Origin of the sequence: Vagococcus sp. WN89Y (genome assembly GCF_052220145.1) — a bacterium.
Classification (GTDB): Bacteria; Pseudomonadota; Gammaproteobacteria; order Enterobacterales; family Enterobacteriaceae; genus Kosakonia.
In genome coordinates this window covers 81,698-98,892 of the sequence record NZ_JBQPOM010000029.1, presented here as the reverse complement: position 1 = coordinate 98,892, position 17,195 = coordinate 81,698, and the positions used below count along the sequence as shown (strand labels likewise).

The following is a 17,195-nucleotide window of genomic DNA, read 5'->3' as shown; positions in this document are numbered from 1 at the left end:
GTGAGTGATGAATCTCAGCCGCGCGGAAATGCCTGCCTTGCCGCGCTAAAACAGCAGTTCCCCGGCGCGGTGCTGGATGAAGAGCGCCAGACCTTTAACCAGGTCACAGTTACGGTGAAATGCGCGCAGTTGCCGGAGATTGTGCATTACCTCTATTACCAGCACGAGGGCTGGCTGCCAGTGCTGTTTGGTAATGACGAGCGTTCATTAAACGGTCACTACGCGGTCTATTACGCCCTGTCGATAGAGGGGGCGGAGAAGTGCTGGATTGTGGTCAAAGCGCTGGTGGATGCGCAAACGCGCGAGTTCCCCTCGGTGACGCCGCGCGTGCCTGCGGCGGTGTGGGGCGAGCGCGAGATCCGCGATATGTACGGGCTTATCCCGGTGGGTCTGCCGGACAGGCGACGACTGGTACTGCCGGATGACTGGCCGGACGATTTGCACCCGCTGCGTAAAGATACGATGGATTACCGCCTGCGCCCGGCGCCCACGCGCGATGAGGAAAACTACACCTTTATTAATGAAGGCGGTGACGCCGCGCGTATCGTGCCGATAGGCCCGCTGCACATCACCTCTGACGAGCCGGGGCATTTCCGGCTGTTTGTGGATGGCGAGCGCATCATTGATGCCGATTATCGCTTGTTTTATGTGCATCGCGGCATGGAGAAGCTGGCGGAAACCCGCATGGGTTACACCGAAGTGACCTTTTTATCTGACCGGGTCTGCGGCATTTGCGGCTTCGCCCACAGCGTTGCGTACACCTCTTCGGTGGAAAACGCCCTCGGCATTCCTGTCCCGGCGCGAGCGCTCACTATCCGCTCGGTGCTGCTGGAGGTGGAACGCCTGCACAGCCATCTGCTCAATATTGGTCTCTCCAGCCACTTTGTGGGTTTCGACACCGGTTTTATGCAGTTTTTCCGCGTGCGGGAAAAATCGATGACCATGGCGGAATTGCTCACCGGTTCACGCAAAACCTATGGCATGAACCTGCCAGGCGGCGTGCGGCGCGATATTTTAAAAACGCAGCGCATTCAAACAATTCAACTGGTGCGAGAAATGCGCCAGGAGGTTGCGCAACTGGTGGATATGTTGCTCTCCACGCCCAATATGGCGCAGCGTACTCAGGGCGTGGGCGTCCTCGACCGCCAGATAGCACGGGACTATAGCCCGGTAGGGCCAATGATCCGTGGCAGCGGTTTTGCCCGGGATTTGCGCTTTGATCATCCTTATGCAGATTACGCCCGCCTGCCCAAAACGCTTTTCACGCAGTCAGCGGGCGATGTTTACTCGCGGCTGATGGTGCGGGTGAAAGAGGTGTTCGATGCGCTGGCGATGATTGAGTATGCGCTCGATACCCTGCCCGACACGCCGCTTTTAACCGAAGGTTTCAGCTACCAGCCGCATAAGTTTGCCCTCGGTTATGTGGAAGCGCCGCGCGGGGAAGATGTGCACTGGAGCATGCTCGGCGATAACCAGAAGCTTTATCGCTGGCGCTGTCGCGCGGCGACTTATGCCAACTGGCCGGTGCTGCGCTATATGCTGCGCGGCAATACGGTTTCCGATGCGCCGCTGATAATCGGCAGCCTCGATCCCTGCTACTCCTGTACCGACCGTGTGACGCTGGTGGATGTGCGCAAACGTAAATCCACGACCGTGCCTTATAAAGAAATAGAGCGCTACGCGATGGAAGGTCGCCATTCGCCGCTGAAATAAGGAAGAAACGATGCTGAAATTGCTGAAAACCCTTCTGCGGGCAGGCGAGCCGACGGTGAAATACCCTTTTGCGCCACTCGCCGTCTGTGCTGGCTTTCGCGGCAAACCGCAGCTGGAGCCAGAGCAGTGCATCGCCTGCGGTGCCTGTACCTGCGCCTGCCCGGCTAACGCGCTGACCATGGAAACACACCCGGAAGAGAACAGCCGCACCTGGCAGCTTTTTCTGGGGCGCTGTATTTACTGCGGGCGCTGCGAAGAGGTGTGCCCGACGCGGGCGATTTATCTGACGCAGGAGTTTGAGCTGGCCGTCACGCAAAAAAGCGATCTGTATGTTCGCGCCACTTTTCGCCTGCAGCACTGCCGCCATTGCGGCCTGCCTTTTGCGCCGGAAAAATCCGTCGCGCTGGCGGCAGCGCTTTTGATCCACAGCCAGCAAGCCCCGCAACTTGCCGATATGCTGCACGCACAGCTTAGCCTCTGCCCGGCTTGCAGGCGGCGCGAGGCGCTGGAGCATCACGACAGCCTCAATATTCACTACTTTCTGGAGAAGCAGCTATGAGCGGGCTTACTCAACACATCAGCCAGCCTGTTCCACAGGATGCGCAGGCGCAAAAGCTAAAACAGGCGCTGCTGCGTGATATCCAGCGCTCGGCTTATGTTTATCGCGTGGATTGCGGCGGCTGTAACGGCTGCGAAATAGAGATTTTTGCCGCCATTACCCCGCTTTTTGATGCGGAGCGTTTCGGTATCAAAGTCGTCGCCTCGCCGCGCCATGCGGATATTTTGCTCTTCACCGGCGCGGTAACGCGTGCGATGCGCATGCCTGCTCTGCGGGCATGGGACGCCGCGCCGGATCATAAAATTGCTGTCTCTTACGGCGCGTGCGGAGTCGGCGGCGGCATCTTCCACGATCTTTACTGCGTCTGGGGCGGCAGCGACACCATTGTGCCGGTCGATGTGTGGATCCCCGGCTGCCCGCCAACCCCGGCGGCAACGTTGTATGGTTTTGCTGTCGCGCTCGGCCTGTTAAAACAAAAACTGCATGGTGTTGATTATCAGCAAGCGCCTGAAGACGCCGCGCAGGTGACCTGGCCCGCCATCCCGCTGGCCCTGCGCGTCACGGTTGAGCGCCTGGCGCGCCAGCTCGCGGGCTATCGCCAGGGGCGTGAAATCGCCGACCGGCTGTTTACGCTTATCACCGCAGGCGATCCCGCGCTTGCGCCAGGCCGGGTGAGCGCGTGGCTGCAACGCGAAGACGACCCGCGGCTTAGCGCTATCGTGCAGCAACTGCTGGCCGAGGTGGAGCGTGCCCATGGGTGAAAAGGTGATGTTCTGGATGCTGGGGCAAAAGTTTGTTGATGACAGCGTCGAGCTTGCAGAAAATAGCCGTCAGGTTGTCTATTACTCGCTGGCGATTGGTCACCATGTCGGCGTGATTGACTGCCTGAATGTTGCGCTGGAATGCCCGCTTGAGGAGTATCAACAGTGGCTGGCGCTGCTGGAGCCGGGCGAGGCGCAGCGCAAAATGCAGGGCCTTTTGACATTCACAGAGATTGTCATTGATGCTTCACATATCAATACGCTGGCTCCCGCGTTTGCAAAACTGGCAAAGACGTCGGCAGAACCCTGGCGTAGCTGGAGTCGCCAGTTATTGCATCATCTTAACGCGATGGCACAGGAACCCGCGCTCTATTTGATGGTGCGTCTGCTGCGCTGATGCATCAACTGGACGAATTGCTATTCCTGTGACGATACGTGAGGCCTGTAACATTACGAAGAGAAGGGTTATTGTACAGTTTGCACACAGTTTGAGGGATGACTCACAGATTCTGCAAGGATAACCTCTTCATGATATTACGGCAGCTGCTGGAACGAAGCGAACAGGCTTCTTTACTTCGCGCATTTATCCCCCTGCCGCCACCCTTCAGCCCGATTCAGTTTATCGAGTTACGTCTTAATAATAGCGACTTCTGGCGCTACTTTGAGGATGGCAGCGAAGAGTACGACACGCAGGAATACACCGGCAACATTAGCGACAGCGCGTTGCATGTGGTGCTGCTCAATGGCAGCGACGTCGCGCAGCTGCGATTTGTGCGCACCGATAACGGCACCTTTAGCGATAAAGAAAGCGCCCTGTTTGCCTGGCTTGCCCGCCTCGCCAGCCAGGGGCTACAGGAGCGCCTCTCCCACGAACAACTTAGCGTAGCGATGCAGGCATTACGCGAAGAGCGCGACCATCATCAGGTGCTGGTGGACATCACCAACGCAGTGCTCTCTCACCTGGACCCCGACCGGCTGATTGACGATGTGTCACGGGAAATACACCGCTTTTTTGCTATCGATAATGTACGCATCGTGCTGCGCGATACGCTGCAATCAGGCAGGTTAATCTGCCACTCGACCCGCTTTCCAGCCAGCCCGGCGGTGGCAGAAAAATGTGAGCTTAGCGCTGAGAGCACGCTGTTACAGACGGTGCTTAACGCACCGGGCGGCACGCTGCTGACACAATCGATGCATGCAACCCTGTGGCAGGATGACCCGCTGCTCCAGCCGCTTACCGCGCTGGGGCTGGGTGCCGCATTTGTTTTGCCGCTGGCGTTTAATCACCATAGCGCCGGGGCGCTGCTGCTTGCGCACCGGGACAGCACACCGTTTACGGCGCAACATTGCCAACTTTTACAGCAAATCGCCGACCGGATTGCGATTGCCGTTGGTAATGCTGATGCACTGCGCAATATGCATGAACTGAAAGAGAACTTGCGCAGTGAAAACAGCCGATTAAATGAACAGATTTACGCCAACCCTATCGCCAGCGAGATTATTTACCAGAGCGAGGCGATGCGCGAAGTGCTTCAGCAGGCGAAAATCGTGGCGCTCAGCGACAGCACGGTGCTGATCCTCGGTGAAACCGGCACCGGCAAAGAGATAATCGCCCGCGCGCTGCACCAGATGAGCGGGCGCAAAGATAAACCGCTGGTCAAAATTAACTGCGCCGCCATTCCCACCAGCTTGCTGGAAAGCGAGCTATTCGGCCACGACAAGGGCGCGTTTACCGGAGCCATTAACACCCATCGCGGGCGCTTTGAAATGGCCGATGAAGGCACGCTCTTTCTGGATGAAATCGGCGACATGCCCCTTGAGCTACAGCCGAAGCTGCTGCGGGTGTTGCAGGAGCGCGAGATTGAACGCATTGGCGGCACAAAAACCATTGCGGTGAATGTGCGGGTCATAGCCGCCACCAACCGGGATTTACACCAGATGGTGATTGACCGGGAGTTTCGTAACGATCTCTTTTACCGCCTGAATGTTTTCCCGCTGGTATTGCCCCCGCTGCGCGAGCGCCCGGAGGATATTCCGCTGCTGGCGCGTTATTTCACGCAAAAACTGGCGCGCCGCCTTAACCGCACCATCGACACCATTCCCGACGAGACGCTGCGCCAGCTGATGCGCTACGAGTGGCCGGGAAATGTGCGGGAGCTGGAGAATGTCATCGAACGCGCGGTGCTGCTCGCAAGGGATAACACGCTGGCGCTGCGTCTTGATAACCCGCCTGCCAACGTGCAGCCATCCGGCATGGTGCAGCCGGTCGCCCATGACCGTTTCTCTTTTACGCTGCCGAAGGTGGCGGAGATAATCCACCCTCAGCCGCCGGAAAACGACGAGCAGGAGCGCGAGCTGATTATTCAGGTACTGCGGGAAACCAACGGCATCGTCGCCGGGCCGCGCGGCGCGGCGGTGAAACTGGGGATGAAGCGCACCACGCTGCTCTCCCGGATGCAGCGCCTCGGCATCGCAGTGCGCGAAGTGCTGTAATTACTCTTCGGCGACCGGCGGTGAATCAGGCCAGGCGTGGATCACCGCTTTCACAAGTGTTGCCAGCGGGATGGCAAAGAACACGCCCCAGAAGCCCCATAGCCCGCCAAAAATAATCACCGAAAGAATGATCACCAGCGGATGCAGGTTGACCGCTTCGGAAAACAGCACCGGCACCAGCAGGTTGCCATCAAGCGCCTGAATGATTAAATACACCGCAAAGCAACTCCAGAACTCGGTGCCGAGGCCAAACTGGAACAGCGCTACGCCAACCACCGGAATCGTCACCACAAAAGCGCCGATATAGGGGATCAAGACCGAAACGCCCACCAGCACCGCCAGCAACAAGGAGTAGTTCAGGCCGAACAGCAAAAAACCAATCCACGTGGCGACGCCGACCACAATCATCTCCAGCACCTTGCCGCGAATATAGTTGGTGATTTGCTGGTTCATCTCGTTCCAGACCTGGCCTGCCAGCCCGCGATTACGCGGCAGCACGCGCCGCACAGCGTTGAGCATCTGCTCTTTATCTTTCACCAGGAAGAAAACCATCAGCGGAACCAGCACCAGATAAACCGCCAGCGTCAGCAGTCCGACCAGCGAGGCGAGGGAGTACTTCACCACCGAGTCCCCCATCGACAGCATGCGCGAGCGCATATTTTCCGCCATCGCATCAATAATGCCTGCATCCATCAGCGCCGGGTAACGGCGCGGCAGCGTGGCGGCAAAATCAGAGAGCTTATTGAGCATGCCGGGCATATCCCGGATGAGATAGATCCCCTGCTGCCAGGCAATAGGCATTACCACAAAGGCCATCACCAGCAGTAAACCGACAAACAGCACCAGCACGATGCTGGCCGCCCAGTTGCGCGAACAGCCCACCCGCTGCAACCGCGCCGTCGGCCATTCAAGCAGGTACGCAATCACCAGCGCGACCAGCAAGGGTGCCAGCAAGCCGCTAAAAAAGAAGAGAATACAAAATCCCGCGAGCAGAATGACCAGCAGCGCAATCGCCTCCGGGTCGCTAAAGCGTCGGCGATACCACTGCATTAACATTTCGAGCATAGTGTTCCTTTTATCCATCTCTTTGGCGGGAATGAAGAGGGGGAATTGTAGCGAAATGTCAAAAAAAAGACTTCGTTTTTCGTACCCTTTTCACGAAACATAATTATCCGTAAACCAGGATTTTCTTCATCCCGTAAGGCGGCTACACTCGCAGGGCGGGGAAACAGGAACCAGGCCGCAGATTTTATGTCTATAGTGTGATTCCCGGATACAGGATAGAAGTTATGTTCAGGCAGTTGAAACGAACACTGGCCGCCACGTTGATTAGCGCGCTGGTTCTCGGCCCGGTTAGCCCGGCGCTGGCCAACCCGGCAGATAGCCTTCCCGATATGGGCACCTCTGCGGGCAGCACGCTCTCCATCGGCCAGGAGATGCAAATGGGCGACTATTATGTGCGCCAGCTGCGCGGCAGTGCGCCGCTTATCAACGATCCGCTGCTGGTTAAGTACATTAACTCGCTCGGTATGCGGCTGGTTGAGCATGCGGACTCGGTGAAAACCCCTTTCCACTTCTATCTGGTCAATAACGACGAAATCAACGCGTTCGCTTTTTTTGGCGGCAACGTGGTGCTGCACTCGGCGCTGTTTCGCTATGCGGATAACGAAAGCCAGCTGGCTTCGGTGATGGCGCACGAAATTTCGCACGTCACCCAGCGCCACCTGGCGCGGGCGATGGAAGATCAGAAACGCAGCGCGCCGCTCACCTGGGCCGGGGCGCTGGGTTCCATACTGCTGGCGATGGCTAACCCGCAGGCGGGGATGGCGGCCCTGACAGGTACGCTGGCAGGCACGCGCCAGGGGATGATAAGTTTCACCCAGCAGAACGAGCAGGAAGCCGATCGTATTGGTATCCAGGTGTTGCAGCGCGCCGGTTTTGACCCGCAGGCGATGCCGACATTCCTTGAGAAATTGCTCGACCAGTCGCGTTACTCCAGCCGCCCGCCGGAGATCTTGCTGACTCACCCCCTGCCGGAAAGCCGCCTGGCGGATGCCCGTAACCGCGCCAGCCAGATGCGCCCGGTGGTGTCGCAATCCTCCGAGGCGTTTTACATGGCCAAAGCCCGAGCGCTGGGTATGTACAATTCCGGGCGCAACCAGCTCACCACCGATCAGCTCGATAGCTGGTCAAAAGGCAACGTGCGCGAGCAGCGCGCGGCGCAGTATGGTCGTGCGTTGCTGGCAATGGAGGCGAAAAATTACGCCGAGGCAGAAAAAGCGCTGCAACCGCTTTTAAGCAGCGCGCCGAACAACGACTGGTTCCTTGACCTGGCAACGGATATCGATTTGGGCCAGCAAAAAAGCGCGGCGGCCATTAAGCGCCTGAACGCGGCGTCCGAGCTGAAAACGAACCCGGTGTTACAGCTCAACCTCGCCAATGCCTATCTTGAAGGCGGTCAGCCTGCGCAAGCGGAACGCATCCTCAATCGCTATACCTTCAATAATAAAGACGATATCAACGGCTGGGAACTGCTGGCGCAGGCCGAAGCGGCGCTTGGCAACCGCGATCAGGAGCTGGCGGCGCGAGCCGAAGGCCAGGCGCTGGTCGGCAGGCTGGATCAGGCCATCACGCTTTTAAGCAGCGCCAGTTCGCAGGCAAAACTCGGCAGCCTGCAACAGGCGCGTTATGATGCACGCATTGATCAGCTGCGCCAGATGCAGCAGCGTTTCCGCCCGTACGAAAAGATGTAATAAGGAGAAAAGATGTCTGACGCGGTGAAAATTTACCACAATCCTCGCTGCTCAAAGAGCCGCGAAACCTTAAACCTGCTGAAAACCCAGGGCGTGGAGCCACAGGTGGTGCTCTACCTGGAGACGCCGCCGGATGCCGCTACCCTGCGCGAGCTGCTCGCAATGCTGGGTATGTCGAGCGCGCGCGAGCTGATGCGCCGCAAAGAGGAGCTGTATAGCACGCTTAATCTTGCCAACAGTGACCTGACGGAAGAGCAGCTGGTGCAGGCGCTGGTGGAAAACCCGAAGCTTATCGAGCGCCCGATTGTGGTGGCCAACGGCCAGGCGCGTATCGGTCGCCCGCCGGAGCAGGTACTGGAGATTTTGTGATGGCAAAACCCCTCGCCTGGCGGCAAGGGGTCAGAGCTTGAGGATCTCTTTAACGAAAGGAATGGTCAGTTTTCGCTGGGCGGTAATCGACGCCCGATCGAGCTGATCGAGCGTGTCAAACAGCGTGCGCATCTCGCGATCCAGCCGTTTTAGCAAAAAGCGCCCCACGTCTTCCGGCAGTTCAAAACCGCGCAAACGCGCGCGCAGCTGTAACGCCTGCAACTTGTCTTCATCAGAGAGCGGCTGCAACTTATAGATTTGCCCCCAGTCGAGACGCGAGGCGAGATCGGGTAAGCCAAGGTTCAACTGGCGCGGCGGCCTGTCGCCGGTGATAAGCAGCCGGGTTTTACCCGACTCCAGGATACGGTTGTAGAGATTGAAAATCGCCATCTCCCATAGCGCGTCTCCGGCGATGCACTCAATATTATCAATGCAGACCAGCGAAAGCTGCTCCATACCGTCGAGCACTTCCGGCACAAACCAGGTGCGTTTATCCAGCGGCACGTAGCCCACGGCTTCACCACGCTGGGACAACTCAGCACAGGCGGCGTGCAGCAAATGGCTGCGGCCAGCGCCTTCGCGCGACCAGAAATAGATGTATCCGCTATGTGCCTGGCGCAAGACGTTTTGCAGCGCCGCCAGTAAAGAAGGGTTATCACCCGGCCAGAAACTCGCGAACGTTTCGTCGTCAGGTAAATATAATGGCAGGGAGAGCTGTGCCGGCGTGTTCAGAGGTACCTCAACAAGGCTTACAAAAAACGCAGCCAGTTTACCATAAAATATTGCACGGTTTGAACCGGGCGCTACACCCGGTTCAACAATGCGCCGTTACTGCGCTTTACCGTCGCTATTCTGCGCGTCCAGCACCACTTCTTCCGGGCGCAGCACGCTTATCAGTTTGAAAATCAGGCTCAGACCGATACCGACGATGGTCGCCAGCGCCATACCTTTCAGCTCTGCCGCGCCAATGTGCACTTTCGCGCCGCTCACGCCGATAATCAAAATCACCGATGTCAGGATCAGGTTTTGCGCTTTGCTGTAATCCACCTTCGATTCAATCAGCACACGAATACCCGACGCGCCAATCACCCCGTACAGCAGCAGGGAGACGCCGCCCATGACCGGCACCGGTATTATCTGGATAGCCGCCGCGAGTTTGCCCACGCAGGAAAGCAGAATTGCGATAATCGCCGCCCCGCCGATAACCCAGGTGCTGTAAACACGCGTAATCGCCATCACGCCAATGTTTTCGCCGTAGGTGGTGTTTGGCGTGGAGCCAAAGAAGCCCGAAATAATGGTCGAGAAACCGTTGGCAAACATCGAGCGGTGAAGACCAGGGTCGCGGATCAAATCTTTTTTAACGATATTCGCCGTCACCACCAGGTGCCCGACGTGCTCTGCGATGACCACCAGCGCCGCTGGCAGAATGGTGAAAATGGCGAACCATTCAAAACGCGGGGTGTAAAAGGTCGGCAGCGCGAACCAGTGCGCTTCGGCAATCGGTGTCGTGTCCACAACACCCATCGCAAAGGAGAGCGCATAACCTGCCAGCACGCCGATTAAAATAGGGATGATGGCAAGAAAACCGCGGAACAGTACCGAACCGAAAACGGTCACACCCAGCGTCACCAGCGAGATAATAATGGTCGTCGAATCCGGCGCCTGCCCCTCCGGCGGCAGCAAACCGGCCATATTCGCCGCCACGCCCGCCAGTTCCAGACCGATAACGGCAACGATTGCGCCCATCGCCGCAGGCGGAAACATCACGTCCAGCCAGCCGGTTCCCGCTTTCTTCACAATAAACGAGACCAGGCAGAACAGCACGCCGCACATAATAAAGCCGCCAAGCGCCACTTCATAACCGAGCGGCAACAGCAGCAAAACCGGGGAAATAAACGCGAAACTGGAGCCAAGATAGGCGGGGATTTTACCTTTACAGATAAAAAGATAAAGCAGCGTCCCGATACCATTAAACAAAAGCACAGTGGCCGGGTTTATATGAAACAGGATAGGCACCAGCACGGTTGCGCCAAACATGGCGAACAGGTGCTGTAAACTAAGCGGGATGGTTTGCAAAAGCGGCGGTCTTTCACTTACCCCGATAGCACGGCGCGTCATATTATTTTCCTCTGCGTGTTAATAATTATTGAGTGTTTTATTTGCCAAAAAAAAGCCGACTATCAAAGTCGGCTTCCGATTTGTTATGCGTTACTTAGTACCAAAAATTTTGTCGCCGGCATCGCCGAGGCCGGGAATAATGTACCCGTGCTCATTAAGCCCTTGATCGATTGAGGCGGTGTAAAGCTCGACGTCCGGGTGCGCTTTCTCCAGCGCCGCCAGACCTTCCGGGGCAGCAACCAGCACCAGCACCTTGATGCTGTGGCAGCCTGCTTTTTTCAGCAGATCGATAGTGGCAATCATCGAACCACCGGTTGCCAGCATCGGGTCAACCACCAGCGCCATACGCTCATCGATATTGGAAACCAGTTTCTGGAAGTACGGTACCGGCTCCAGCGTTTTTTCGTCGCGGTAAACGCCGACGACGCTGATGCGCGCGCTCGGCACATGTTCCAGCACGCCTTCCATCATGCCCAGACCTGCGCGCAAAATCGGCACCACGGTAATTTTTTTACCTTTGATCTGCTCAACCTGCACCGGGCCGTTCCAGCCTTCGATAGTGACGGTTTCCGTTTCGAGGTCGGCCGTCGCTTCGTATGTCAGCAGACTACCTACTTCCGAGGCGAGTTCACGAAAGCGTTTGGTGCTGATGTCGTGCTCGCGCATCAGTCCCAGCTTGTGTTTGACGAGTGGGTGTTTTACTTCCACGATCTTCATACTCTTCTCCTTCCCCAGTCAGGTGGCAACCACAAAAAAATCGCCGGATTATACCGCTTTTTTTCCGTTCTGCTAGCGAAAGCCGCTTGATCGCGATCAATCAGACTGGAAAAGAGTATATCGTAACTTTCCGCTGCGGCCGGGAATAATGCACTCGCAAACGTTTGCTTTGACTGTTAGAATTGCGCCGAATTTTATTTCTACCGCTAGCAAACGCGTGGGGACCCAAGCAGTGACCGATAAAACCTCTCTTAGCTACAAAGATGCCGGTGTTGATATTGACGCGGGCAATGCACTGGTTGACCGAATCAAAGGCGTGGTGAAGAAAACCCGCCGTCCGGAAGTGATGGGCGGTCTGGGCGGCTTCGGCGCGCTGTGCGCGCTGCCGCAAAAATATCGCGAACCGGTACTGGTTTCCGGCACTGACGGCGTAGGTACAAAACTGCGCCTGGCGATGGATCTGAAACGTCACGACACGATCGGTATCGATCTGGTCGCGATGTGCGTCAACGACCTGGTGGTACAAGGCGCTGAGCCGCTGTTTTTCCTCGACTACTACGCCACCGGCAAGCTGGATGTGGACACCGCCGCCAGCGTCATTCACGGTATCGCTGAAGGCTGCCTGCAATCCGGCTGTGCGCTGGTTGGCGGTGAAACCGCCGAGATGCCGGGCATGTATCACGGTGACGATTATGACGTGGCCGGTTTCTGCGTGGGCGTGGTGGAAAAGTCAGAAATCATCGACGGTTCTAAAGTGGCTGACGGCGACGTGCTGGTGGCGCTGGCGTCCAGCGGGCCGCACTCCAATGGTTACTCGTTGGTGCGTAAAGTGATTGAAGTGAGCGGCTGCGACCCGCAAACGACCCAGCTCGAAGGCAAATCCCTTGCCGATCACCTGCTGGCACCAACGCGTATTTATGTGAAATCCGTGCTGGATTTGATTGCGCATACGGATGTTCACGCCATCGCTCACCTGACGGGCGGCGGTTTCTGGGAAAACATTCCGCGCGTATTGCCGGATAACACCCAGGCGGTGATTGATGAGTCTTCATGGCAGTGGCCTGCGGTCTTTGACTGGCTGCAAAGCGCCGGGAATGTGAGCCGCCACGAAATGTACCGCACCTTTAACTGCGGCGTCGGCATGGTTATCGCACTGCCTGGTGCTGCGGCAGATGATGCAATCGCACGGCTGACCGCCAGCGGTGAAAAGGCGTGGAAAATTGGGATGATTAAAGCGTCTGATTCCGCCGAGCGCGTGGTCATTGAATGAAAAACATCGTGGTGCTGATTTCCGGCAACGGCAGCAATTTGCAGGCGATTATCGATGCCTGCGAACAGAAAAAAATCAACGGCACCCTGCGGGCAGTATTCAGTAACAAGGCCGATGCGTTCGGCCTTGAGCGTGCGCGGGACGCCGCTATTGCGGCGCATGCGCTGGAGGCGTCGCAGTTCGCCAGCCGCGAAGCGTTCGACCGCCAGCTGATGCAGGAAATCGATGCTTACGCTCCCGATGTGGTGGTGCTGGCCGGTTATATGCGCATCCTTAGTCCGGCGTTTGTTGCGCATTACAGCGGGCGGCTGCTGAATATTCACCCCTCCCTGCTGCCTAAATATCCCGGCCTGCATACCCATCGCCAGGCGCTGGAAAACGGCGACCAGGAGCACGGCACCTCCGTTCACTTTGTGACCGATGAACTGGATGGCGGCCCGGTGATTTTGCAGGCCAGAGTCCCGGTGTTTGCCGGTGATACGGAGCAGGACATTATCGAGCGAGTGCAGTCGCAGGAGCATGCGATTTACCCGCTGGTCATCAACTGGTTTGTTAATGGTCGCCTGAAAATGGTCGATAACCACGCCTGGCTTGATGGCGTCTGCCTGCCGGCGCAGGGTTACGCAGCTGACGAATAACATCCCCTCTCCCTGCCGCTTGCGGCAGGTTTTATGTACTCTTCCCTTGCAATTCCGCCTCTTAAGAACAATAAACGGATTACTGTCATACTTTTTTGCCACAGTTGGACATCTGAGGGCAAAGCTCGCCATAATAAGTTGTGTGTTACGAAGGAACTGCCATGTCCCGCGTACGAACCGGAGTGTAAACAGGAATGGGTCAGGAAAAGTTATATCTCGAAAAAGAATTAAGCTGGTTATGCTTTAACGAACGCGTTCTTCAGGAAGCGGCGGATAAAACCAACCCGCTGATCGAAAGGATGCGTTTTCTGGGGATCTATTCTAATAACCTCGATGAATTCTATAAGGTTCGCTTTGCTGAACTGAAACGGCGACTGATCATCAGCGAAGAACAAGGTGTTGCGACCAACTCCCGCCATTTACTGGGTAAAATTCAGTCCCGCGTACTGAAAGCCGATCAGGAGTTCGATAGCCTGTATAACGATCTGCTGCTGGAGATGGCACGTAACCAAATTTTCCTGATTAACGAACGCCAGCTGTCGCAAAACCAGCAAAGCTGGCTGCGTAATTACTTTAAGCAGCATCTGCGCCAGCACATTACGCCAACGCTCATCACCCGCGAAACCAACCTGGTGCGCTTCCTGAAGGATGATTACACCTATCTGGCGGTCGAAATTATTCGCGGGGATAATATTCGCTACGCCCTGCTGGAGATCCCGTCGGATAAAGTGCCGCGCTTCGTTAACCTGCCGCCGGAAACACCGCGTCGCCGTAAGCCAATGATCCTGCTGGACAATATCCTGCGCTACTGCCTGGATGATATCTTCAGCGGCTTTTTCGATTACGACGCGCTGAACGCCTACTCGATGAAGATGACCCGTGACGCCGAATATGATTTGGTGCATGAGATGGAATCAAGCCTGATGGAGCTGATGTCATCGAGCCTGAAACAGCGCCTGACCGCCGAGCCGGTACGCTTTGTTTATCAGCGCGATATGCCGGATGCCATGGTGGAGATGCTGAGCAAGAAGCTGACTATCTCCCGTTATGACTCGATTATCCCCGGCGGGCGCTATCATAACTTCAAAGACTTTATCGGCTTTCCGAATGTTGGCAAAGCGAACCTGGTGAACAAACCGCTGCCGCGCCTGCGCCATCTGTGGTTTGATAAATTCCGCAACGGCTTTGACGCCATCCGCGAGCGCGATGTGCTGCTCTACTATCCGTACCATACGTTTGAGCATGTTCTTGAGCTGCTACGCCAGGCATCGTTCGACCCAAGCGTGCTGGCTATCAAAATCAATATTTACCGCGTCGCCAAAGACTCGCGCATTATTGATTCAATGATCCACGCCGCGCACAACGGTAAAAAGGTCACCGTGGTGGTGGAATTACAGGCGCGCTTTGATGAAGAGGCGAATATCCACTGGGCGAAACGCCTGACGGAAGCCGGTGTGCAGGTTATCTTCTCGGCACCGGGTTTAAAAATTCACGCCAAGCTGTTTCTGATCTCCCGTATGGAAGGGGAAGAAGTGGTGCGCTATGCGCATATCGGCACCGGGAACTTTAACGAAAAAACGGCGCGTATATACACTGATTACTCGCTGTTAACCGCCGATGCGCGCATCACCAACGAAGTGCGGCGAGTGTTTAACTTTATTGAGAACCCTTACCGCCCGGTAAACTTTGACTATTTGCTGGTGTCGCCGCAGAATTCTCGCCGCCTGCTGTATGACATGATAGATACCGAGATTGCCAACGCGCAAAATGGCCTGCCGTCCGGTATCACCCTGAAGCTGAATAACCTGGTCGATAAAGGGCTGGTCGATCGCCTCTATACCGCCTCCAGCTCAGGGGTTCCGGTGAATTTGCTGGTGCGCGGCATGTGTTCGTTGATCCCGCAGCTTGAGGGCATCAGCGAAAATATTCGCGTAATTAGTATCGTTGATCGTTATCTTGAGCACGATCGCATCTATATTTTTGAGAACGGCGGCGACAAGCAAGTGTATCTTTCTTCCGCCGACTGGATGACGCGTAATATCGATTACCGTATAGAAGTGGCGGCGCCAATTCTCGATCCACGGCTTAAACAGCGTGTTCTGGATATCATTGAGCTACTGTTCAGTGATACCGTAAAAGCACGGTACATCGATAAAGAACTGAGTAATCGTTATGTACCGCGCGGAAATCGCCGCAAAGTGCGTGCACAGCTGGCGATTTACGATTATCTGAAATCTCTCGAACAGCCCGAATAATCTATGCCGATACTTGAAAAGACGCCCCGCCCGGAAGAGTTTGCCGCGGTCGACCTGGGTTCAAACAGTTTCCATATGGTGATCGCGCGTGTGGTAGATGGTGCGATGCAAATCATCGGCCGCCTGAAACAGCGCGTTCACCTGGCTGATGGCCTGGACAGCAATAATATGCTGAGCGAAGAGGCGATGGAGCGCGGGCTGAACTGCCTGTCGCTTTTTGCAGAACGCTTACAGGGTTTTTCTCCCTCAAGCGTATGTATTGTGGGTACCCACACGTTGCGCCAGGCGCAGAACGCAACGGAGTTTCTCAAACGCGCGGAAAAAGTTATCCCCTACCCTATCGAAATCATTCCGGGCAATGAAGAAGCGCGGTTAATTTTCATGGGTGTGGAACATACCCAGCCGGAAAAGGGCCGCAAGCTGGTGATTGATATCGGCGGTGGTTCAACCGAACTGGTTATCGGGGAGGATTTTGAGCCGAAACTGGTTGAAAGCCGCCGTATGGGCTGCGTAAGCTTTGCGCAACTCTTCTTTCCTGCCGGAACTATCAATGCCGAGAACTTCCGCCGTGCGCGAATAGCGGCCATGCAGAAGCTGGAAACGCTGACCTGGCAGTTCAGGATCCAGGGCTGGAACGTGGCGATGGGCGCCTCCGGCACCATTAAAGCCGCGCATGAAGTGCTGCTGGCGATGGGCGAGAAAGACGGTTTTATCACCCCGGAACGGCTGGATAAGCTGGTTGCAGAAGTGCTGAAGTATAAAAATTTCAGCGAACTGGCTCTGCCAGGGCTTTCCGATGAGCGCAAAACCGTGTTTGTGCCGGGGCTGGCTATTCTGTGCGGCGTATTCGATGCGCTGGCCATCCGTGAATTACGTCTTTCCGATGGCGCGCTGCGTGAAGGCGTGCTGTATGAAATGGAGGGTCGCTTTCGCCATCAGGATATTCGCAGCCGCACCGCGCAAAGCCTGGCGAATCAGTACAATATTGACCGTGACCAGGCGCGCCGCGTGCTGGAAACCACCACGCAAATGTACGATCAGTGGCAGGCGCAAAACGCTAAACTGGCTAATCCTCAGCTGGCGGCGTTACTGAAGTGGGCAGCCATGCTGCACGAAGTCGGCCTGAACATTAATCACAGCGGCATGCATCGCCACTCGGCCTACATCCTGCAAAACAGCGATCTGCCCGGCTTTAACCAGGAGCAGCAACTGATGATGGCAACGCTGGTTCGCTTTCACCGCAAAGGGATCAAGCTTGATGAACTGCCGCGTTTCACCCTGTTCAAAAAGAAACACTATTTGCCGCTGATCCAGTTGCTGCGCCTCGGCGTGCTGCTCAATAACCAGCGCCAGGCGACAACCACACCGCCGTCGCTGCGCCTGAGAACCGATGCCAACCACTGGACGCTCTGTTTCCCTCACGACTGGTTCAGCCAGAACGCGCTGGTGTTGCTGGATCTGGAAAAAGAGCAGGAGTACTGGGAAGCCGTGACCGGCTGGCGTCTGAAAATCGAAGAAGAGCTTTCCCCGGACGTTGTGGCGGCCTGAG

General features: G+C 56.4%; 15 protein-coding genes. 11 read left to right on the top strand and 4 right to left on the bottom strand.

The window, feature by feature from the left end:
• From ACTU3N_RS11485 to ACTU3N_RS11465, 5 genes are all read left to right on the top strand, one after another.
• On the top strand, positions 1 to 1,713 hold the full coding sequence (locus ACTU3N_RS11485) for a hydrogenase large subunit (RefSeq protein ID WP_443086264.1): 1,713 nt from the start codon (positions 1 to 3) through the stop codon (positions 1,711 to 1,713).
• A gap of 10 nt (positions 1,714 to 1,723) precedes the next feature.
• Entirely contained in the window at positions 1,724 to 2,272 is a 549-nt protein-coding gene (hyfH, locus tag ACTU3N_RS11480; RefSeq protein WP_443086263.1) for a hydrogenase 4 subunit H, read from the top strand.
• On the top strand, positions 2,269 to 3,033 hold the full coding sequence (locus ACTU3N_RS11475; protein ID WP_443086262.1) for an NADH-quinone oxidoreductase subunit B family protein: 765 nt from the start codon (positions 2,269 to 2,271) through the stop codon (positions 3,031 to 3,033). The genes hyfH and ACTU3N_RS11475 overlap by 4 nt, the downstream gene beginning before the upstream one ends.
• On the top strand, positions 3,026 to 3,430 hold the full coding sequence (locus ACTU3N_RS11470) for a formate hydrogenlyase maturation HycH family protein (protein ID WP_443086261.1): 405 nt from the start codon (positions 3,026 to 3,028) through the stop codon (positions 3,428 to 3,430). Before ACTU3N_RS11475 ends, ACTU3N_RS11470 begins: the two co-directional genes overlap by 8 nt.
• 131 nt (positions 3,431 to 3,561) lie before the next feature.
• On the top strand, positions 3,562 to 5,526 hold the full coding sequence (locus ACTU3N_RS11465) for a sigma 54-interacting transcriptional regulator (protein ID WP_443086260.1): 1,965 nt from the start codon (positions 3,562 to 3,564) through the stop codon (positions 5,524 to 5,526).
• Here the strand turns inward: ACTU3N_RS11465 and ACTU3N_RS11460 are convergent, their stop codons facing one another.
• The gene (locus tag ACTU3N_RS11460; protein ID WP_443086259.1) at positions 5,527 to 6,591 is read right to left on the bottom strand and encodes an AI-2E family transporter; all 1,065 of its coding nucleotides are present in this window, start codon (positions 6,589 to 6,591) and stop codon (positions 5,527 to 5,529) included. It lies immediately after the preceding gene.
• Positions 6,592 to 6,815: 224 nt separating this feature from the next.
• Here ACTU3N_RS11460 and bepA point away from each other — a divergent pair, with 224 nt between their 5' ends.
• Together bepA and arsC are read left to right on the top strand one after the other, a co-directional pair.
• Positions 6,816 to 8,279, top strand: coding sequence for a beta-barrel assembly-enhancing protease (gene bepA, locus ACTU3N_RS11455; RefSeq protein WP_443086258.1), 1,464 nt, complete (start codon positions 6,816 to 6,818; stop codon positions 8,277 to 8,279).
• Positions 8,280 to 8,291: 12 nt separating this feature from the next.
• Positions 8,292 to 8,648: an arsenate reductase (glutaredoxin) gene (gene arsC / locus ACTU3N_RS11450; protein WP_443086257.1), complete on the top strand. Its 357-nt coding sequence runs from the start codon at positions 8,292 to 8,294 to the stop codon at positions 8,646 to 8,648.
• A 30-nt stretch (positions 8,649 to 8,678) separates the two neighbouring features.
• On the opposite strand, the gene ACTU3N_RS11445 is transcribed toward arsC, so the two are convergent.
• The 3 genes from ACTU3N_RS11445 to upp all read right to left on the bottom strand — a co-directional run bounded on the left by ACTU3N_RS11445 (position 8,679) and on the right by upp (position 11,483).
• Positions 8,679 to 9,380, bottom strand: a complete 702-nt coding sequence (locus ACTU3N_RS11445; RefSeq protein ID WP_443086404.1) for a DnaA inactivator Hda — start codon at positions 9,378 to 9,380, stop codon at positions 8,679 to 8,681.
• 96 nt (positions 9,381 to 9,476) lie between these two features.
• The gene (gene uraA / locus ACTU3N_RS11440) at positions 9,477 to 10,766 is read right to left on the bottom strand and encodes a uracil permease (RefSeq protein WP_443086256.1); all 1,290 of its coding nucleotides are present in this window, start codon (positions 10,764 to 10,766) and stop codon (positions 9,477 to 9,479) included.
• Between the two features lie 90 nt (positions 10,767 to 10,856).
• A complete protein-coding gene (gene upp, locus ACTU3N_RS11435; protein ID WP_443086255.1) occupies positions 10,857 to 11,483 on the bottom strand; it encodes a uracil phosphoribosyltransferase in 627 nt (208 codons plus the stop codon).
• A 232-nt stretch (positions 11,484 to 11,715) separates the two neighbouring features.
• On the opposite strand from upp, the gene purM reads away from it, so the two are divergent.
• From purM to ppx, 4 genes are all read left to right on the top strand, one after another.
• Positions 11,716 to 12,753 (top strand): phosphoribosylformylglycinamidine cyclo-ligase, encoded by a 1,038-nt coding sequence (gene purM, locus ACTU3N_RS11430; RefSeq protein WP_443086254.1) that lies wholly within the window; start codon positions 11,716 to 11,718, stop codon positions 12,751 to 12,753.
• Positions 12,750 to 13,391 (top strand): phosphoribosylglycinamide formyltransferase, encoded by a 642-nt coding sequence (gene purN / locus ACTU3N_RS11425; protein WP_443086253.1) that lies wholly within the window; start codon positions 12,750 to 12,752, stop codon positions 13,389 to 13,391. The genes purM and purN overlap by 4 nt, the downstream gene beginning before the upstream one ends.
• A gap of 194 nt (positions 13,392 to 13,585) precedes the next feature.
• Entirely contained in the window at positions 13,586 to 15,646 is a 2,061-nt protein-coding gene (gene ppk1, locus ACTU3N_RS11420; protein ID WP_443086252.1) for a polyphosphate kinase 1, read from the top strand.
• Between the two features lie 3 nt (positions 15,647 to 15,649).
• Complete coding sequence (gene ppx, locus ACTU3N_RS11415) at positions 15,650 to 17,194, top strand: exopolyphosphatase (RefSeq protein ID WP_443086251.1); 1,545 nt, start codon at positions 15,650 to 15,652, stop codon at positions 17,192 to 17,194.
• Position 17,195: the final 1 nt, after the last annotated feature.